The sequence below is a fragment of the Streptomyces sp. NPDC003635 genome (assembly GCF_053587635.1).
The window spans coordinates 127,660-145,775 of record NZ_JBSFOK010000011.1; the positions used below are offsets into that span (position 1 = coordinate 127,660).

Sequence of the window (18,116 nt, forward strand, 5' to 3'; positions counted from 1 at the left end):
GCAGAGACGGGAACGCCAGCCGGTCGAGCGGCTCCGTGCGGCTTCGGGCCACAATGCTGGGGTACCGTCAGAAGAACTGTCTTATCAAACTCACTATGGCAGGAGGGACGGGGCGACACCGCTCCGTATGGATGGACGTGAAGCGATACTTCCGTGGGCCGGTCATGTGGATCGTGCTGGCCGTCCTTGCCGTGGTCGTGTTGATGCAGGTCGTCGGCTCGTCCGGCGGCTACAAGACGGTGGACACCGGCCAGGTCGTCCAGGCGATCAATGACAACAAGGTCGAATCGGCCAAGCTGACCACCGGCGACGAGCAGACCATCAAGGTCCAGCTCAAGGACGGCGAAAAGATCGAGGACAGCTCGAAGATCCAGGCGAGCTACATCGGCGACCAGGGTGTGAACATCGCCAACACCCTGCAGACCAAGTTCCAGGACAAGCAGATCCCGGACGGCTACACGGTCTCGCCGACGAAGCAGAACGCCTTCGTGAGCATCCTGCTCTCGCTGCTCCCCTTCGTTCTGATCGTGGTCGTCTTCCTGTTCCTGATGAACCAGATGCAGGGCGGCGGCTCCCGAGTCATGAACTTCGGGAAGTCCAAGGCCAAGCTGATCACCAAGGACACCCCGAAGACGACGTTCGCCGACGTCGCCGGATCGGACGAGGCGGTCGAGGAACTCCACGAGATCAAGGAGTTCCTGCAGGAGCCCGCCAAGTTCCAGGCCGTCGGCGCCAAGATCCCCAAGGGCGTACTCCTGTACGGCCCTCCCGGCACCGGCAAGACCCTGCTCGCGCGCGCCGTCGCGGGCGAGGCCGGGGTGCCGTTCTACTCGATCTCCGGTTCCGACTTCGTCGAGATGTTCGTCGGTGTCGGTGCCTCCCGAGTCCGTGACCTGTTCGAGCAGGCCAAGGCGAACGCCCCGGCGATCGTCTTCGTCGACGAGATCGACGCGGTCGGCCGCCACCGCGGCGCCGGCCTCGGCGGCGGTCACGACGAGCGCGAGCAGACCCTGAACCAGCTGCTCGTCGAGATGGACGGCTTCGACGTGAAGGGCGGCGTGATCCTGATCGCCGCCACCAACCGGCCCGACATCCTCGACCCGGCCCTCCTGCGCCCCGGCCGCTTCGACCGCCAGATCGCGGTCGACCGCCCCGACATGCAGGGCCGTCTGGAGATCCTCAAGGTCCACCAGAAGGGCAAGCCGGTCGCCCCGGACGTCGACCTCTCGGCGGTCGCCCGCCGTACGCCGGGCTTCACGGGTGCCGATCTGTCCAACGTCCTGAACGAGGCCGCCCTGCTGACGGCCCGCTCGGACAAGAAGCTGATCGACAACCAGATGCTCGACGAGGCCATCGACCGCGTCGTGGCGGGCCCGCAGAAGCGGACCCGGATCATGTCGGACAAGGAAAAGAAGATCACCGCGTATCACGAGGGCGGCCACGCCCTGGTCGCGGCGGCCTCCCCGAACTCCGACCCGGTCCACAAGATCACGATCCTGTCCCGGGGCCGCGCCCTCGGCTACACGATGGTCCTGCCGGACGAGGACAAGTACTCCACCACCCGCAACGAGATGCTGGACCAGCTGGCCTACATGCTGGGCGGTCGCGCGGCGGAGGAGCTGGTCTTCCACGACCCGACCACGGGCGCCGCAAACGACATCGAGAAGGCCACGGCGACGGCCCGCGCGATGGTCACGCAGTACGGCATGACCGAGCGTCTCGGCGCGATCAAGTTCGGCGGCGACAACACCGAGCCCTTCCTCGGCCGTGAGATGGCTCACCAGCGCGACTACTCGGAAGAGGTCGCCGCGCTGGTGGACGAGGAGGTCAAGAAGCTCATCGAGACGGCGCACAACGAGGCCTGGGAGATCCTGGTCGAGAACCGCGACGTCCTCGACAACCTGGTCCTGGCACTGCTGGAGCGGGAGACGCTGGGCAAGGAGGAGATCGCCGAGATCTTCGCCCCCATCGTCAAGCGCCCGCCGCGGCCCGCCTGGACCGGCTCCTCCCGCCGCACGCCGTCCACCCGTCCGCCGGTGCTCTCCCCCAAGGAGCTCGCTCTGACGAACGGCGCCAACGGCGCGACTCCGGCGATCACCACCGCCAAGTCGACGGTGACCGAGCCCGCCCCGGCCGCGGAGCCCGCTCCCGAGGAGCGTCCCGAGAGCTGACACCCGGCCCCGGTCACGTCACCGGGCCCGGAATGGATGCCGCGCCCCCCTGGTTTTAGCCTGGGGGGCGCGGCATCGTCGTATGTCCGCAGTTCAGACGCGTGACCCACACGCGCCACCCGCACAGGAACGAGGCACCACATGACCGACCCCGTGACGCTGGACGGCGAGGGCCGCATCGGCGAGTTCGACGAGAAGCGCGCCGAGAACGCCGTACGCGAGCTGCTGATCGCGGTCGGGGAGGACCCCGACCGGGAAGGGCTGAGGGAGACGCCGGCGCGGGTGGCGAGGGCCTACCGGGAACTCCTGGCGGGGCACAGGCAGAAGCCCGAGGACGTGCTGACGACTACGTTCGACATCGGGCATGACGAGATGGTCCTGGTCAAGGACATCGAAATCGTCAGTTTGTGCGAGCATCACATGCTGCCATTCCACGGGGTGGCCCACATCGGCTACATTCCGGCGGAAAGCGGAAAGATCACCGGCCTTTCGAAGCTTGCTCGGCTCGTCGAGGTCTTTGCCCGCCGTCTGCAGGTGCAGGAACGGCTCACGACGCAGGTCGCCGATTCCCTGATGACGATCCTCGAGGCCCGGGGCGTGATCGTTGTCATCGAGGCCGAGCACATGTGTATGTCGGTGCGCGGTATTCGCAAGCCTGGTGCCAAGACCACGACGTCTGCGGTGCGCGGTCAGCTTCGGGATGCTACGACCCGCGCCGAGGCAATGAGCTTGATACTGGCGCGCTGACCGGATTGTCAGTGGTGCCCGATACCTTCCTTGATCAGTGGTGTTGATCGCTGATCAAGGGGGCACGGTGGGGTACGGGCTGCCCAGCAGACAGACGGTGAACGCCCTCGGTGGTCGCCTGAGGGCGTGTGACGTGCGGGTAGGGGACCGCCTGTGGACGTTCGACGGGGAGCGCACCGCACGGACCGACGTGGTGGCGGTGGCGGCCATGGGGGTCACCGAGGTCGTGGAAGTCGTTTCCGACCACGTCTCGTTCACCGTGGCACCGGACCAGCTGCTGGGGACGCCGGATGGCTGGGTTCATGCGAGGGACGCAGCAGGATCGGTCCTGGCTTGGACCCAGGCCCGGAAGTTGTGCCGTGAGCGGTTGTCCGTCAAGCCGGGCTACGAGTTCGGCTACCTGATCGGAGCGAACTGCTCGGACGGGACGGTCGGCAAGAACTATGTGTCGTTGGTGGTCAACGACGAGGGGTTCGCCTCGCGGTTCGCGGCGTGCCTCACCGCGGCTACCGGTCTGCCTGCTCGCCTCGAAGCGGTGACACGGCCGTCGGGTTACCTTCAGCGGGACGTTCCCGGCTACCGCGTGCGAGTGGTGTCGTCCTACCTCGCCGACCTCATGCGGCAGTATGTGGGCGGGGACGCGCACCACATGAGGCAGAAATTCCCACGGGTCGTGCTTCGGGACCGGCAGACATTCGAAGGCTTTCTGGACGGCTACACCGATGGCGACGGATATCGCTCCGGCGCCTGGGCCGGACGCCTCCTGGTCAGCGGCAACGTGCCCTTTCTCGCGGAATTGGCGCGTGTGATCGGCGCACGCTTCTCGCCCCGTCCCGCGGGGACGGCCTCCCACCTCGTCGTGACCGACAGCTGGCCCACGCGAGGGACCTTCGTGCCTGAGCGGCACCCGCTTCAGCTCAGGGAGACCGCCTGGGTGCAGGTGCACGAGGTTCGACGACGGCGCACCGTGAACAAGCCGTTCACCCTCTACAGCTACCGACTCGAGCCGTACCCCGGGTTCCTGGTCAACGGTCACTTGGCCCGTCAGGCCTGGTGACCGTCACGCCGCCGGGGCTGCTCCCGCGCCGTTGTGCTCGTCGTCCTCCGGGAGCTTGCAGACGCGCTCCAGGAAGAGGGCCGCCGCTATGACGGCGATGCCCGCCACGACCGAGAAGCCGGCGTAGATGGCCTGGTCGCGGCGGGCGGGGATGTCCAGGACCTCCAGCAGGAAGACGCCGGTGCCGCCGTACATGCCCGCGACGAGGGCGGCGACCAAGGCGCTGGCCTGGCCGAAGACGACCGCGCGGGCGGCCATCAGGGGGTCGACGCCCTTGGCACCGGGGCGGCGCTCCCGCTGGGCCCTGAGGCGGGCGCGCAGCGAGAGCGCGGTGGCCAGCAGCACCGCGGCGATCAGGGCGAGGACGATGGGTGCGGCCAGAGGGACGCTCGGCAGGGTCCCGATCGAGTTCCAGAGGCGGGCGCCCGCCCAGGACAGGATGCCGGCCACGACGAACACGCCGGCCAGCACCCTGATGCGCAGCTCTCTCACGGTGTCCCTTCAGCTCCCCCGGATCGCCACGGACTGTGGCCGATCTTCTTGACCTTAACGACTACTCGGGCAGCCGGAGTTCCAGGTCCGGACGGGGCCGCACGCCTTCGCGGGTGACCGTGCCGAGCAGCTCGGCCACGGCGCCCCGGCCGGGCACCTGGGCCTCGGGCTCCACGTCGTGCCAGGGGGCGAGGACGAAGGCGCGCTCATGGGCGCGCGGGTGGGGCAGGGTCAGCGCCGGGTCGTCGGAGACGACGTCCGCGTAGGCCACGATGTCGACGTCGAGGGTGCGCGGACCCCAGCGCTCGTCCCGGACGCGGTGGAAGGCCTCCTCGACCGCCTGAGCCCGCTCCAGCAGCGAGGACGGGGGCAGGGTCGTCTTCAGGACCACGACCGCGTTGAAGTAGGAGGGCTGGCTGCCCGGCTCCACCCCCCACGGCTCCGTCTCGTACACCGGGGAGACGCCCTTGACGCGCAGGCCGGGGGTGTCCTCCAGCGCGTCGATGGCGCCCTGGAGGGTCTCCAGGCGGTTGCCGAGGTTGGAGCCGAGGGAGATCACGGCTCGCTGCGGGTTGTGCAGGGTGGTGTCGGCGGCGTCGACCTTCTCGACGACGGAGGCGGGTACCGGCTGTACGGTCGGGTCGCTGTGCCCCTCGGTGAAGAACGCGGTCATACTCGGCTCCGGGTGATGGTGACGGTCACGTCGTCGAAGGGGACCGTGATCGGCGCGTCGGGTTTGTGGACGCGGACCTCGACCTCCTGGACCCCTTCGTGCTTCAGACAGGCCTGGGCGATGCGCTCGGCGAGGGTTTCGATGAGGTTGACGGGCTCGCCCTCGACGACGGCCACGACCTCCTCGGCCACGATGCCGTAGTGCACGGTCTTCGCCAGGTCGTCGTCGGCTGCGGCCGGCCGGGTGTCCAGGCCCAGTACGAGGTCCACGATGAAGGTCTGGCCCTCCTCGCGCTCCTTGGGGAACACACCGTGGTGCCCGCGGGCCTTCAGGCCGCTCAGCGCGACACGATCCACGCGAATCACTCCTGCAATCGTCGGTAGCGACCGGTCCGTACCGCGTGCGGGCGGCACACCGGCCTCGAACGAATCTACCTGCGGGCACTGACAGGGCCGTTCCACGGGGGCGGGGCCCGCGCCGGGTCCAGGAGGTTTCATCGCGTGTTTCCCCTGGGGAACCCGGCGGCTCACGGGTTGGTAGCCGCCCCTACCCAGGGCGGCGTGATTCCAACCACTTGTTGCTCCTGGCGAGCGTTCCTGAGGGGCGCCTACCCACTTACTACGGTGTCTCGTCGCCTTCTTCCTCGTCGGTTTCGGCCAGAACCGGCGAGGCGTGGTGGGACCACAGCTTCCAGCCCGCGGGGGTGCGGCGCAGGACGTTGGTGGCGACGACCAGCTGGCCGACGAGCGGGCCCAGCTCCTCGCCGCCGTCGGGGGCCGGACCGCCGCTGAGGATGTTCTCCGTGCAGGTCACGACCGCGGTGTCGCCGGTGACCGAGACATGCACGTCGGTGAGGAAGAACTGGATGTAGTCGGTGTTCGCCATGATCAGCGCGTACGACCGCAGCACTTCGCCGCGGCCGGTCAGCACCGGCCAGCCGGGGTGGACGCAGGAGATCACGCCGCTGTCGGCCGGGTCGTGATACGTCTCGTCGACGCCCAGGTCGCCCGGGGTGAGCCAGAGGGAGGACAGTTCCTCGAAGTCGCCGCGCTCCAGTGCCTCGTAGAAGGCGGTGTTCGCGGCTTCCACCTGCTCGACGTCGGTGTGTGGGGCGCTCACCGGGCTCCTTCGGGGGAGTGCGCACCCCGCCCGGTGGAGTGCGCGCCCGGCGTGCGCGCAGTGTCGCGCGCTCCCTGGACGGCGCGGGCGACCCGTACCGCGTCCGCCGTCGCGTGCACCTCGTGCACGCGCACCGCCCACGCGCCTGCGTGCGCCGCGAGCGCGGAGACCGCGGCCGTGGCCGCGTCGCGCTCGCGCGCGGGCGGCGGCGCGGCCTCCGGGCCCGCCAGGACCCGGCCCAGGAAACGCTTCCGGGAGGCGGCGACGAGCAGCGGGTGACCGAGGCCGAGCAGCCGGTCGAGGTGGGCGAGCAGTACGAGGTCGTGCTCGGCGTCCTTGGAGAAGCCGAGACCGGGGTCGACGACGATGCGGTCGGGGGCGATGCCGCCCGCCAGCACGGCCTCCACGCGTGCGTGCAGTTCGTCGACGACTTCGGTGACGACGTCCTCGTAGACGCCCTTGACGTTGCCGCCCTGGAGGAAGCCGCGCCAGTGCATGACGACGAAGGGGGCACCGGCGTCGGCGACGACCGGGATCATCGCGGGGTCCGCGAGGCCGCCGCTGACGTCGTTGACGAGCGCGGCGCCGGCCGCGAGGGCCTGTTCGGCGACGGACGCGCGCATGGTGTCGACGGAGATCGTGACGCCCTCGGAGGCGAGGCCGCGGACGACGGGGATGACGCGCTTGAGTTCCTCGGCCTCGTCCACGCGGGTGGCGCCGGGGCGGGTGGACTCGCCACCGACGTCGACCAGGTCCGCGCCCTCGGAGACCAGGGCCAGTCCGTGCTTGACCGCCGCGGTGGTGTCGAACCAGCGGCCGCCGTCGGAGAAGGAGTCGGGGGTGACGTTCACGACTCCCATGACCGCGCAGCGGTCCCAATCAGGAAGGCCTGCCACGCGCCCGCGTCCGCTCTGCTTGCTCATACGTTCAGCGTAGGCCCCGGGCGGGCCGGGTCGGCGTGCGGTGGTGTGTGCGGGGTGGGCGCGGTGCCGGGCGCGCGGGGTCGGCGCCGAGACCGCGGTCCGGGCGGGAGCCCCGGGGACGGGGGCGGAGGGCTTCCGCCCGGACCTGTCCGGGTCACGCCGCGTGAACGGCGTCCGGCGTGCGGACGGGGATGTCCGTGGTGGCGTGGGCGCAGGGGCGCGCGGGGGTGGTGCGGTGGCGCAGGCGGCGCGGTGGGGGGAGCGCCGGCTCGGTGAGGCGGTCGCCGTCGGAGGGGTCGCCGATCCGACCGGGGGTCGGGGAGAAGCCGCGCTCGGTGTCGGTGCCGCGCCAGTCCTCGGCGGCGCGGCGGACGCGCTCCGGCTCGGTCCCGCCGAGGTCACGGACTCGTGGTACCCGGGTGTCGTAACCGGCTCGCTCGATGCGCTTGACCCTCTGGGGCACGTTGCGCATCGCGCGGCCGGCGGGCGAGAAATCCGCGATGTCCACCACCGCCTCGTCGCCCGGTTCGAGGGCGTCGAGACCGGTCTCTCGGGTCCAGACCTCGCCGCCGGTCTCCGAGCAGCCCATGACGGCGGGGGTCCAGGAGTGGTCCCTGGCGACGTCCATGAAGCGCTCGATGGCGCCCGGCCAGGCATCCACGTCGCCTATGGGGTCGCCGTCGGCGAGCATCACGCCGGAGACGACACGGTAGGTCACCGCCGCCCTGCCGCTGGGCGAGAAGACGACGGCCCTGTCGCGGCGCAGCGCGAAGTGGCCGAGGGAGCCCTGCCCGCCGTGTTGCTCCAGCAGGGCCCGCAGCCGGGCGTCGTCCTCCTCCGTGCGGCGCGCGGCCGGGTGTTCGGGGCGGAGGGCGAGGTGGATCGTGGTGACGGCGGTGAGCAGGCCGAGGGCGCCGAGCGAGCAGGCGACGGTCCAGGAGACGGTGCCCCGGTAGTCGACCGGCCCCTCGAAGCCGAACAGGCCGTACAGCACATGGGTGATGCGGTCGGCCAGGCTCGGGTCGCCGATCAGGGCCCCGGGGTGGGCGCTGACGACGACGAGCCCGAGGGCGAGGGAACCGGCGCCCATCAGGACCAGGTTGGCCAGCGCTCGCCAGCGGCTGCGCGGGTCGGGCAGCGCCGCGAACCGGTCGCGGTGGCGCAGGAGGGCGGTCAGCAGGACGACCGAGATGACCGCGCCCAGCAGCGAGTGGCGGTAGGTGAACTGGGCCACGGCGCCGACCGGGAGCAGGGCCACGGCGGCCCGCCAGGCCCGGCGCCTGCCGCGCCCGAGACCGTGGGCGAGCAGCAGCAACAGCACGCCGGCGCTGAGCGAGAGGGCCGCCGCGAACGGGCCGAGCGCCCCGGGCAGCACCTCGGCCAGGGTGTGTGTCCGGGTGTGCCGGACGCGCGGGAAGACGCCGGCGGCGATGTCCAGGAGACCCACCAGGGCACAGGCTCTGCCGACGACAAGAGGCACCGCCTCGGGGCGCGGGCCGCGTGGGAGTCGGCGGGCGCGACCCGGTCGTAGCGGATCTCCGCCCGACATTTCCTCATCCGTCCTGACAGACATCGCATCCCGTAGTTCTGCGAGAGAGCTTGGATCCGGTGCCGATTCGGGCATCCGGCGACATTGCGCCCTCTAGGACGGTGTCTTGGGAGGAGAGGTTCACTCGCCTCGCCAAAGCGGGTTCCCAGTCCGCGGAAAAGTGACCCAAGGGGCTGACGAGCAACAACACGTCGGCGCCGGTGGTTTGTGGGGACGCCTCAAGCACCTTTCGACGCCGGACACCTCACTGCCCGTCAGCAGGGGCGAGATCTCCTCGATCATCTCCGAAAGCGGCGGCCGCGACGTCAATACCCGAAGGCGCGGGATTCCGTCGGCCGTGCGGTGGACGAGCGGGCGCGTGGGCGGGGGTTGAGGGGTGTACGGCGGCCTTCGCGCGCGTGCCGCCCCAATAAATGATCTTGGTGTTAGGGCTGTCATTCCGTGAAGGCCTCGGGATGGCTGTGTTTTTACGGGGCGGGGCACCAAGATTCGCCTACGCGCGGTAAGTTTCTGGCCATGCCACGTGGACGTCACCGCCATTCCCCACCTTTGCACCGGCTGCTGCCCCCGTCGGCCATCGCGGGCGTATCCGCCGCCTGCGCGCTGGGCCCCTGGGTGTTCTCGGAGCCGTTGGTGCTCCGGGGCCTGGCCGCGGCCGCCGCGGCGACGGCGGTCGTGGGCGCGTTCGTCATGCGTCGCTGGGACACGCAGGCCGGCAAGCGGGTCGCCGACCTGACACGCGCGCGTGCGAGCGACGAGTGGCGCTTCGAGGAGCGGGTCGCCGAACTGGAGACCGACCTCGACGAGTCCCGCGAACTGCGCGGCAAGCTGGAACAGCGGCTGCGCGCCAAGCGCGCGGAGCTCGCGGGGCTGCGCAACGAACACGCGGCGCTGCTGCGGCGGTACGCCACCGCCGAGACCGAGCGGGCGACCGCCCTGGAGGGCCGCCGTCTGCTGGAGATAGAAGCGGCGGAGCCCACGCGCGCGTTGCCGCCGGCGCCGGTCGCCGAGACGGCCCCGGCGGCATCGGACGTCGAGGGTCGCGCGGATGTCGAGGATGCCGGGGATGCCGCCGAGGACGAGGCGGGGGCCGTGGCAGCCCCGGCCGCCGAGGACGAGGCGGAGTCGCCCGAGCCGGTGACTCCCGCGATCTTCTCGCCGGAGGGGTCGAGGCTGTTCCTGCGCGCGCGGGCGGCGCTGTCCAAGTTCGACGGGGAGGCGTCCCCGAAGGCGGACGGCGAGCCGAAGGGCGAGGGTCCCGGCAACGGTGACCGGCCCGACAAGGGCAACGGCCCGGACGACGGCGATGGTCCCGACAAGGGCGACGGTCCCGACAAGGGTGACGCGGCGCCGAAGTCCGAGGGTCCGGTCAGGGGTGAAGCCGCGGCCAGGTCCGAGGGCCCCGCGCGGATCGACGTGCCCGCGCAGCACGACGGATCCTCGAACGACCGGGCCGCACAGGCCGGTTCGGCCACGCAGGAGGACGAGGCGCAGGGGAAGCCCGAGGCGGTCGACGGGCAGGAGCATGTGCGCGCGGCCGCCGCCACCCCGGGCAGGCCCGCCCTGCCCGCCCAGCAGCCCGCCGGTCACTTCGTCGCGCCGACCGCGGTGGCCGTCGTACCGTCCTCGCCCGCGCGGCGCCCGATGGTCGAGGGCGGCTTCGACTTCTTCGGCACGCACAAGGAAGAGGCGCCCTCCGCCCTGGAGGCCGTGCAGAACGAGGACCTCGCCGACGTCGTCGGCCAGGAGGCGCTCGCCCTGCACAAGGCCGAGTCGGAGGCGGCGTTCAAGCCGGCCGACGAGGAGTCCCGTGGCATCGGCCAGGTCATCGACCTGACCGCGCACGACGAGACGGAGCAGATCGACGTACAGGGGCTGCGCAGCGCGGTGTCCTGACGCCGGGAAGCGTCCACCAAGGGGTCGGCCTCAGGGGGCCGGCCCCTTCGTGCGTGAGGGGGTACGCCACCGGTTCGCCGCCCGGACCCGGCGCTACGCCATCCACCGGTCCGGCCGCGCGTCCCGCCGCCCCGTCCGTGAGCGCTCGGCCTGGCCGCGCAGCAGCTCCGCGGCCTCCTGGGCGTCCCGCAGACGGGCCGTGACGGTCTTGTCGGCCCCGGTGTCCACATGGACGTCCGCGAGCCCCAGGGCGCGCTTCCAGGGCCCCTGCGCCAGCCGTACGCTCTGCACCTTGGCGTGCGGCACCAGCGCCAGGCTCCGCCGCAGCAGCCCCTCGCGCGCCGCGAACACCGTGTCGGTGACGATCAGCCCGTAGCCCTGCCACCACACCGGCACGCACCACCGCGCGCGCCGCGGAGGCCGGGACGGCGCCGACTCCGGCGGCACGGTCACCCCGGGCAGCACGCGCGCGATGACGGCCTCGGCGACCTCACGCGGGGCGACCGGCACGAGGACGGAGTTCGAGGATCCCGCCACGTCCAACTCCACCCGCACCCACCCGCGCCGCCGCCACAGCAGCGGCCGTACGAGCCGTACCGTCTGCACCCGCCCCGGCGGCACCGTCTCGTGGACGCGGTCCAGCAGTCCGCGGTCGATGCGCAGTCCGTCGGGGGAGTCGGCCACCGTCCAGTCGTACTCGGCGACGAACCGGCCCACGCTGTTCGCGCCCGCCGCGCCGAGCAGGGGGAGGGCGGTGGCGAGGACCGTCCACACGCTGTGGGTGGCGAGCCAGAGCACCGGCGGTACGACGAGGGCGGCGGCCAGGGTGCCCCAGGTGGCGCCCGTCAGCACGAGGGAGAGCGCGAGCTCGCGCGGGGGCGTGCGCATCAGCTCGCGCGCCGGAGCCTCGCCGACCTCGTGCGCCGTCTCGGGCGCGAATCCGGCGGCGCGCGCGAGGAGTTCCGCGCGCAGCGCACGCGCCTCCTCCGCGTCCAGGAAGGCCAGCTCGTCCTTCTTGTCGGTGCCGACGACGTCGAGCTTCAGCTTGGCGACGCCCGCCACGCGCGCGAGGAGCGGCTGGGTGACGTCGATGGCCTGGATACGTTCGAGCCGGATGTGCGCGGTGCGCCGGAACACCAGGCCGGTGCGGATGCGCAGTTCGCTGTCGGTCACCGCGAAGTGGGTGAACCACCAGGTGAGGAAGCCGTACAGGGCGGCGGCCAGCACGGCGACGGCGGTCGCGGCCAGCAGGGTGGTCGTCGTCAGCCGGGTCAGCTGGCGCTGCGTCTGGTCGGGGTCGTGCACCGCCCAGCCGATGACCACGGCCACCGGCGCCCACGCCCGCCTGAGCGGCGTCACGGGGTGCAGCCGCCGCTCGGTGACGGACGGCTTCGCGCGGACGGCGTCGTCCAGCCCTGGGGCCGTCACAGCCCCGCCGATCGGGCCTCGCCGAGTTCGGTGAGCCGGTCGCGCAGCCGTTCCGCCTCGGCCGGGTCCAGGCCCGGGATGGTGGCGTCGGTCGCGGCGGCCGCGGTGTGCAGCTGCACGCTGGCCAGACCGAAGTGCCGCTCGACGGGCCCGGAGGTGACCTCCACCAGCTGCATGCGGCCGTACGGCACGACGGTCTCCTCGCGCCACAGCACGCCCCGGCTGATCAGCAGGTCGTCGGCGCGCTCCGCGTAGCGCCAGGAACGCCAGTTGCGGCCGAGCATCACCCAGCCCCACCCCGCCACCGCCACCGGCAGCAGCGCGAAAGCGGTCCAGGCGGGGCCGGCGAGCAGCCCGAGCAGCAGGGCGAGGCCGATCGTCAGCAGACCCAGCCACACCACCAGCAACAGCCGTCGCATCCGCAGCAGCCCCGGTGGCAGCCCGGTCCACTCCGGCTCGAGCTCCGTGGCAGGGGCTGCGCCCCTTTGCCCGGTATCCGCCGTGTTTTCCCGGCTCCCCGTCTCCATATGGTCAGCCTACGTAGGAGAGACTGTGTCCATGCCTACGACGGAGACCACGGTCGGTATCGGCGGAGCCGGGGAGAGCACCGACATGGTGCTCAACATCGGGCCCCAGCACCCGTCCACGCACGGCGTGCTGCGCCTGCGGCTCGTCCTGGACGGCGAACGCATCACCAGCGCCGAGCCGGTGATCGGCTACATGCACCGCGGCGCGGAGAAGCTGTTCGAGGCGCGCGACTACCGCCAGATCATCATGCTCGCCAACCGCCACGACTGGCTGTCGGCCTTCTCCAACGAGCTGGGCGTCGTCCTGGCCGTGGAGCGCATGCTCGGCATGGAGGTGCCCGAGCGCGCGGTGTGGACGCGGACGCTGCTCGCGGAGCTGAACCGGGTGCTCAACCACCTGATGTTCCTCGGGTCGTACCCGCTGGAGCTGGGCGGGATCACGCCGATCTTCTACGCCTTCACGGAGCGCGAGGAACTCCAGCACGTGATGGAGGAGGTCTCCGGCGGGCGGATGCACTACATGTTCAACCGCGTGGGCGGCCTGAAGGAGGACCTGCCCGCCGGCTGGACGGCACGCGCGCGTGCCGCGGTGTCCGACGTGCGCTCCCGCATGGACCGGTTCGACGACCTGGTCGTCGGCAACGAGATCTTCCGCGGGCGCACCCGGGACGTGGGCGTCCTCGCGCCGGAGACGGCGCACGCCTACGGCGTGAGCGGGCCGATCGCGCGCGCCTCGGGCGTGGACTTCGACCTGCGGCGCGATGAGCCCTACCTCGCGTACGGCGAGCTCCAGGACACCCTGAAGGTGGTGACCCGCCAGGAGGGCGACTGCCTCGCCCGGTTCGAGTGCCTGCTGGAGCAGACCCACAACTCCCTCGACCTCGCCGACGCCTGCCTCGACCGGCTCGCGGAGCTGGCGCCCGGGCCGATCAACCAGCGGCTGCCCAAGGTCCTCAAGGCGCCCGAGGGGCACACCTACGCGTGGACCGAGAACCCGCTCGGCATCAACGGCTACTACCTCGTCAGCAAGGGCGAGAAGACCCCGTACCGGCTCAAGCTCCGCTCGGCCTCGTACAACAACATCCAGGCGTTGGTGGAGCTGCTGCCGGGCACCCTCGTGGCGGACATGGTGGCGATCCTGGGCTCAATGTTCTTCGTGGTCGGGGACATCGACAAGTAGCTCCGGGAGGGGGCCGGACCCGGCGAGGGGCGCGTCCGGAATTCCCACCGGCTGGAGGAGCCACCCGAAGTCGCCGAGGCCGCCGGGAGCGGTGAGCTCGGCGGCCTCACCGGCGCGCGCGAGGGCGCGTACGTAGGCGGCGGGTTGGGTGGTCGCGAGCGAGAGCGGGGGGCGCGCGCCCGTGACGCCCAGGGCGCGCAGGGCGTCGCGCTGCGGGAGCAGCCGCGCGCTCGGAAGCTCGCGCCCCGGCGCGCACGCCTCCCCGCCCGCCCGCGCGCAGGCGTCCAGCGCCACATGCGCGGTGACGTCGCACGACCCGTCCGGCACGGGGGCCGTCTCACGACCCTCCCGGAAGCCGGTCAGCGTCCCGAACGGGGGGCGCGCGTTGCTCGCGTGCGCGTAGTCCACGGCGACCGCGAGTCCCCGCTCGACGGCCGCGACCGCGGCCGCCCAGGCCTCGTCCCGGGGCAGCCCGATCTCGGCCCGCAGCCCCTCGTCCGGCGGGAGCGGCCACCAGCGCGCGAGCCACTGGGCGTCCGCGCCGGTGACCGGTTCGCCGAGGCGTTCCGTCCCGTCGCGCCGGACGAGGACCAGGCGCGGGACGCCCTCGGGGTCGACCTCGGCGACCTCCAGGGGCACGTTGTCCAGCCATTCGTTGGCGAACAGCAGCCCCGTGACGCCGCGGGGCGGCTCCGGGAGCCACTCGATCCGGTGATCGAGGCCGGGCGGGCGGTCGGCGAGTTCGACGGCGTACCCCCGCGCGCGGGCGGCCACGTCCTCGGGGAGCGCGGCGAGGACCCCGGTGACCAGTTCGCCGCGGCCCGCGGCCATGTCGACGAAGTCCAGCGTCGCGGGGCGGCCCAGCGCCTCGTCGACCCGGCACAGCAGCCGGGCCACGGCCTCGGCGAAGAGGGGCGAGGCGTGCACGGACGTACGGAAGTGTCCGGCCGGGCCCTCGGGCCCGCGGTAGAAGCCCCGGGGCCCGTACAGCGCCTCCTGCGCCGCCGCCCGCCACCCCAGCCATTCCTCGGCAGTGTCTCGCGTCACGGGCCCAGGCTAAGCGCACCGGGGAACGGGGCCTCCACCTTGGGGAGTACGCCCGCGCGCTCCGGATCGGTCCTCCGGTTGACCCCTGCACACGTCACGCTTCCCTACGCTGGGTTACGTGCAGCGCCTCTATGACTTCCTCCGCAGGCACCCGACATGGGTCGACAGTGCCTGGGCCGTTTTCCTGTTCGGGATCACGGTGATCTCCGGGGTCGTGCAGCAGGAAACGGAGCGCGTCGACTACCCGGTGGCCGCCGTCCCGATCGCCCTGCTGCTGAGCCTGGTGATCGCGCTGCGCCGGCGCATGCCGGAACGGATGCTGCTGCTGGCCGTCGGCCTCGGCGCGGCGCAGTTGGTGCTGGACGTCGAGACGATGCCGGCGAACTTCGCCATGCTGGTGATCACCTACACCGTGGCCGCGACCGGGACCCGCTGGGCCTCCCGGCTGGCGCTGGCCGTCGGCCTCTGCGCTGCGCCCCTGGCGCAGCTGCGCTGGCCGGAGACCGAGTCGAGCGCCCTCGGCAACGTCGCCATCATGATCTTCACGTCGGTCCCCTTCGCCCTCGCCTGGGTGCTCGGTGACTCGATACGCACCCGGCGCGCCTACTACGAGCAGCTGGAGGAGCGCGCGACCCGGCTCGAGAAGGAGCGCGAGGCGCAGTCCAAGGTCGCGGTCGCCGCGGAGCGCGCCCGGATCGCGCGCGAGCTGCACGACGTGGTCGCGCACAACGTGTCCGTGATGGTCGTGCAGGCCGACGGCGCCGCCTACGTCCTCGACGCCGCCCCCGACCAGGCGAAGAAGGCCCTGGAGACGATCTCCTCCACCGGCCGCCAGGCCCTCGCCGAGATGCGCCGCCTGCTGGGCGTGCTGCGCACCGGTGAACACCAGGAGGGCGGGGAGTACGTCCCCCAGCCCGACGTCGAGCAGATCGACGAGCTGATCCAGCAGTGCCGCACCTCCGGACTTCCCGTCGACTTCAAGGTCGAGGGCACCCCGCGGCCGCTGCCCAGCGGCGTCGAGCTCACCGCGTACCGCATCGTGCAGGAAGCCCTCACCAACACGCGCAAGCACGGCGGCCCGAACGCGGGCGCGAGCGTGCGTCTGGTCTACTTCGACGACGGTCTCGGCCTGCTCGTCGAGGACGACGGCAAGGGCGCGCCGCACGAGTTGTACGAGGAGGGCGGCATCGACGGCCAGGGCCACGGCCTGATCGGCATGCGCGAGCGGGTCGGCATGGTCGGCGGCACCCTGGACGCGGGCCCCCGCCCGGGCGGAGGATTCCGCATCAGTGCCCTGCTGCCGCTCAAACCCGCGCACTGAGCCGGGCCAGGGCCCGCGTTGACACCTGTAACGACCCCGTAGACGGACACGGAAGAGGACCCGATGACGATCCGCGTAATGCTCGTCGACGACCAGGTGCTGCTGCGCACCGGGTTCCGGATGGTGCTCGCCGCCCAGCCGGACATGGAGGTCGTCGCGGAGGCGGGCGACGGCGTCGAGGCCCTTCAGGTGCTGCGGGAGACCGCCGTCGACGTGGTCCTGATGGACGTGCGCATGCCGAAGCTGGACGGGGTGGAGACCACCCGCCGGGTCTGCTCGGACCCCAATCCGCCGAAGGTGCTCATCCTGACCACCTTCGACCTCGACGAGTACGCCTTCTCCGGGCTGAAGGCGGGCGCGTCCGGTTTCATGCTCAAGGACGTGCCGCCGGGCGAGCTGCTGGCCGCCATCCGCGCCGTGCACAGCGGCGACGCGGTGGTGGCCCCCTCGACCACGCGCCGCCTGCTGGACCGTTTCGCCCCGATGCTGCCCAGCACCGGCAAGGAGCCGCAGCACAAGGAGCTGGACCGGCTCACCGACCGTGAGCGCGAGGTCATGGTGCTGGTCGCCCAAGGGCTGTCCAACGGCGAGATCGCGGCCCGGCTGGTGCTGTCGGAGGCGACGGTCAAGACCCACGTCGGGCGCATCCTGACCAAGCTCGGGCTGCGCGACCGGGTGCAGGTGGTGGTCCTGGCCTACGAGACGGGCCTGGTACGGGCCGGCGGGCAGGCGTAGGCGGCTCCTCTCGTCGGCGCCGGGCAGGCGTGGGCGGCGAGGCTCACCGGCGCCGGGTCGCTCACCGCAGCAGCGCCTCCAGGAAGTCGCTGCCGAGCCGGGCGACCGCCGGCACGTCCAGCTGGTACAGGACGTATCGCCCGCGCCGCCGGGTGGTGAGCAGGCCCGCCTTCTTCAGCACCCCCAGGTGCCGGGATATCTCGGGCGCGGTCATGCCGTGGATCTGGACGAGCTCGCTGGTGGTGTACGTGCTGCGGGCGAGGTTGCGGCACAGCTGCATCCGCACCGGGTGGGACAGCGCGGTCATGCGCAGGACGAGCTGGTCGACGGCCGGCGGCGCGGAGAGCTCGGGCGAGCCGACCGGATAGTGAAGCAGCGGCTGCCAGCCGTACCGGTGCAGCACCATCAGATGCGGCCAGCCCAGGCTCGTCGGGATGAGCAGCAGGCTCTGGTCGCGGATGACGGTGTGGCCCTGGCGCAGCTTGTCGATGACGAGCCGGCCGCCGGCCTCGTCGACCGTCACCGCCGCGGACACGGCGGTCAGCGCGTCGGTGAGCCCCCTGTGCCGCAGCAGATCGGTCTTGTGCCGCGCGTCGGCGGCGAGTTGGTGCCGCACGCGCGCCCAGACATCCGCGAAGAACGCCTCGTCGCAGTCCTCCAGGAACTGCCGCAGCCAGGCCCGGATCCGCGGCGGGTCCTCCAGCAGCCGCTTGGTGAAGCGCAGTTGCTGCGGCCCGCGCGCGGCGGCCAGCTCCAGGGAGCGGCGGCGCAGTTCGGCGTCGGCGAGCACGGCGGGGCCCGGAGTGGCGTAGGGCGGCGCGCAGGTGAACTCCAGCGCGGCGTCCACGAACTGCTCGTCCGTCAGCTTGTCCAGCAGGTCCAGTTCCTCGGCGAGAGTGGCCCCCGGGAGGGGAGGCGTGGGCCCGCCGGGGACGCCCGCACAGGCCAGGAACAGGTCCGAGAAGGTCGTACGCCACAGGAAGTCGGCCTCGCACATCCGGTCGGCCAGATGCGGATCGAGGCCCGCGGTCACGCTCGTCACCCAGCCCTGCAGGCCCGGATGGTGCCCCGGCTCGGACAGCGCGTGCAGCGCCATGCCGAGCTCGGCCAGGGGAGAGGGCACGACGGCGACCCTCTCCGGCCGCAGCCCCGCGATGTCGACACTCACGCTCATGCCCTCATGGTGCACCCCGCCACTGACAACGCCCCCTCGATTGACGTCCGCCGTCAATCGGCGCGACGCCGGGGCGC

At 71.9% G+C, this 18,116-nt stretch carries 16 protein-coding genes and 1 pseudogene; 7 read left to right on the plus strand and 10 right to left on the minus strand.

Going from position 1 to position 18,116, the window contains the following annotated elements:
- Positions 1-131: 131 nt before the first annotated feature.
- The 3 genes from ftsH (at position 132) to ACWDRW_RS13635 (ending at position 3,975) form a co-directional block, all read left to right on the plus strand.
- Positions 132-2,171 carry an ATP-dependent zinc metalloprotease FtsH gene (gene ftsH / locus ACWDRW_RS13625; protein ID WP_451722870.1) on the plus strand — a complete coding sequence of 680 codons (2,040 nt, stop codon included), beginning with the start codon at positions 132-134 and terminating at the stop codon, positions 2,169-2,171.
- 141 nt (positions 2,172-2,312) lie between these two features.
- The gene (folE, locus tag ACWDRW_RS13630; RefSeq protein ID WP_451722871.1) at positions 2,313-2,918 is read left to right on the plus strand and encodes a GTP cyclohydrolase I FolE; all 606 of its coding nucleotides are present in this window, start codon (positions 2,313-2,315) and stop codon (positions 2,916-2,918) included.
- A 208-nt stretch (positions 2,919-3,126) separates the two neighbouring features.
- On the plus strand, positions 3,127-3,975 hold the full coding sequence (locus tag ACWDRW_RS13635; protein WP_451722873.1) for a hypothetical protein: 849 nt from the start codon (positions 3,127-3,129) through the stop codon (positions 3,973-3,975).
- Positions 3,976-3,978: 3 nt separating this feature from the next.
- Here the strand turns inward: ACWDRW_RS13635 and ACWDRW_RS13640 are convergent, their stop codons facing one another.
- The 6 genes and pseudogenes from ACWDRW_RS13640 to ACWDRW_RS13665 form a co-directional block, all read right to left on the minus strand.
- Positions 3,979-4,467 carry a DUF3180 domain-containing protein gene (locus ACWDRW_RS13640; protein ID WP_451722875.1) on the minus strand — a complete coding sequence of 163 codons (489 nt, stop codon included), beginning with the start codon at positions 4,465-4,467 and terminating at the stop codon, positions 3,979-3,981.
- 61 nt (positions 4,468-4,528) lie between these two features.
- A complete protein-coding gene (gene folK, locus ACWDRW_RS13645; protein WP_451722876.1) occupies positions 4,529-5,140 on the minus strand; it encodes a 2-amino-4-hydroxy-6-hydroxymethyldihydropteridine diphosphokinase in 612 nt (203 codons plus the stop codon).
- A complete protein-coding gene (gene folB / locus ACWDRW_RS13650) occupies positions 5,137-5,496 on the minus strand; it encodes a dihydroneopterin aldolase (protein ID WP_186283819.1) in 360 nt (119 codons plus the stop codon). Before folB ends, folK begins: the two co-directional genes overlap by 4 nt.
- Positions 5,497-5,758: 262 nt before the next feature.
- On the minus strand, positions 5,759-6,259 hold the full coding sequence (locus tag ACWDRW_RS13655) for a nuclear transport factor 2 family protein (protein ID WP_451722878.1): 501 nt from the start codon (positions 6,257-6,259) through the stop codon (positions 5,759-5,761).
- On the minus strand, positions 6,256-7,182 hold the full coding sequence (gene folP, locus ACWDRW_RS13660; RefSeq protein WP_451722880.1) for a dihydropteroate synthase: 927 nt from the start codon (positions 7,180-7,182) through the stop codon (positions 6,256-6,258). Before folP ends, ACWDRW_RS13655 begins: the two co-directional genes overlap by 4 nt.
- A gap of 262 nt (positions 7,183-7,444) precedes the next feature.
- A pseudogene (locus tag ACWDRW_RS13665) lies at positions 7,445-8,731 on the minus strand (phosphatidylglycerol lysyltransferase domain-containing protein); the annotation flags it as partial.
- A gap of 516 nt (positions 8,732-9,247) precedes the next feature.
- On the opposite strand from ACWDRW_RS13665, the gene ACWDRW_RS13670 reads away from it, so the two are divergent.
- Entirely contained in the window at positions 9,248-10,627 is a 1,380-nt protein-coding gene (locus ACWDRW_RS13670; protein ID WP_451722882.1) for a hypothetical protein, read from the plus strand.
- A gap of 93 nt (positions 10,628-10,720) precedes the next feature.
- On the opposite strand, the gene ACWDRW_RS13675 is transcribed toward ACWDRW_RS13670, so the two are convergent.
- Positions 10,721-12,055, minus strand: coding sequence for a PH domain-containing protein (locus ACWDRW_RS13675; protein ID WP_451722884.1), 1,335 nt, complete (start codon positions 12,053-12,055; stop codon positions 10,721-10,723).
- Entirely contained in the window at positions 12,052-12,582 is a 531-nt protein-coding gene (locus tag ACWDRW_RS13680) for a PH domain-containing protein (protein WP_451722885.1), read from the minus strand. The genes ACWDRW_RS13675 and ACWDRW_RS13680 overlap by 4 nt, the downstream gene beginning before the upstream one ends.
- A gap of 31 nt (positions 12,583-12,613) precedes the next feature.
- Between ACWDRW_RS13680 and ACWDRW_RS13685 the strand changes: the two genes are divergently transcribed.
- Positions 12,614-13,762, plus strand: a complete 1,149-nt coding sequence (locus ACWDRW_RS13685; protein WP_451722886.1) for an NADH-quinone oxidoreductase subunit D — start codon at positions 12,614-12,616, stop codon at positions 13,760-13,762.
- Here the strand turns inward: ACWDRW_RS13685 and ACWDRW_RS13690 are convergent.
- Positions 13,727-14,809 carry an SAM-dependent methyltransferase gene (locus tag ACWDRW_RS13690; protein WP_451722888.1) on the minus strand — a complete coding sequence of 361 codons (1,083 nt, stop codon included), beginning with the start codon at positions 14,807-14,809 and terminating at the stop codon, positions 13,727-13,729. The genes ACWDRW_RS13685 and ACWDRW_RS13690 overlap by 36 nt on opposite strands.
- 118 nt (positions 14,810-14,927) lie before the next feature.
- Here ACWDRW_RS13690 and ACWDRW_RS13695 point away from each other — a divergent pair, with 118 nt between their 5' ends.
- Both ACWDRW_RS13695 and ACWDRW_RS13700 read left to right on the plus strand, forming a co-directional pair.
- A complete protein-coding gene (locus ACWDRW_RS13695; RefSeq protein ID WP_451722889.1) occupies positions 14,928-16,130 on the plus strand; it encodes a sensor histidine kinase in 1,203 nt (400 codons plus the stop codon).
- A 63-nt stretch (positions 16,131-16,193) separates the two neighbouring features.
- Positions 16,194-16,865 (plus strand): response regulator transcription factor, encoded by a 672-nt coding sequence (locus ACWDRW_RS13700; protein WP_451722890.1) that lies wholly within the window; start codon positions 16,194-16,196, stop codon positions 16,863-16,865.
- Between the two features lie 61 nt (positions 16,866-16,926).
- Here the strand turns inward: ACWDRW_RS13700 and ACWDRW_RS13705 are convergent, their stop codons facing one another.
- Entirely contained in the window at positions 16,927-18,039 is a 1,113-nt protein-coding gene (locus ACWDRW_RS13705) for a DUF5937 family protein (protein ID WP_451722891.1), read from the minus strand.
- Between the last annotated feature and the right edge of the window lie 77 nt (positions 18,040-18,116).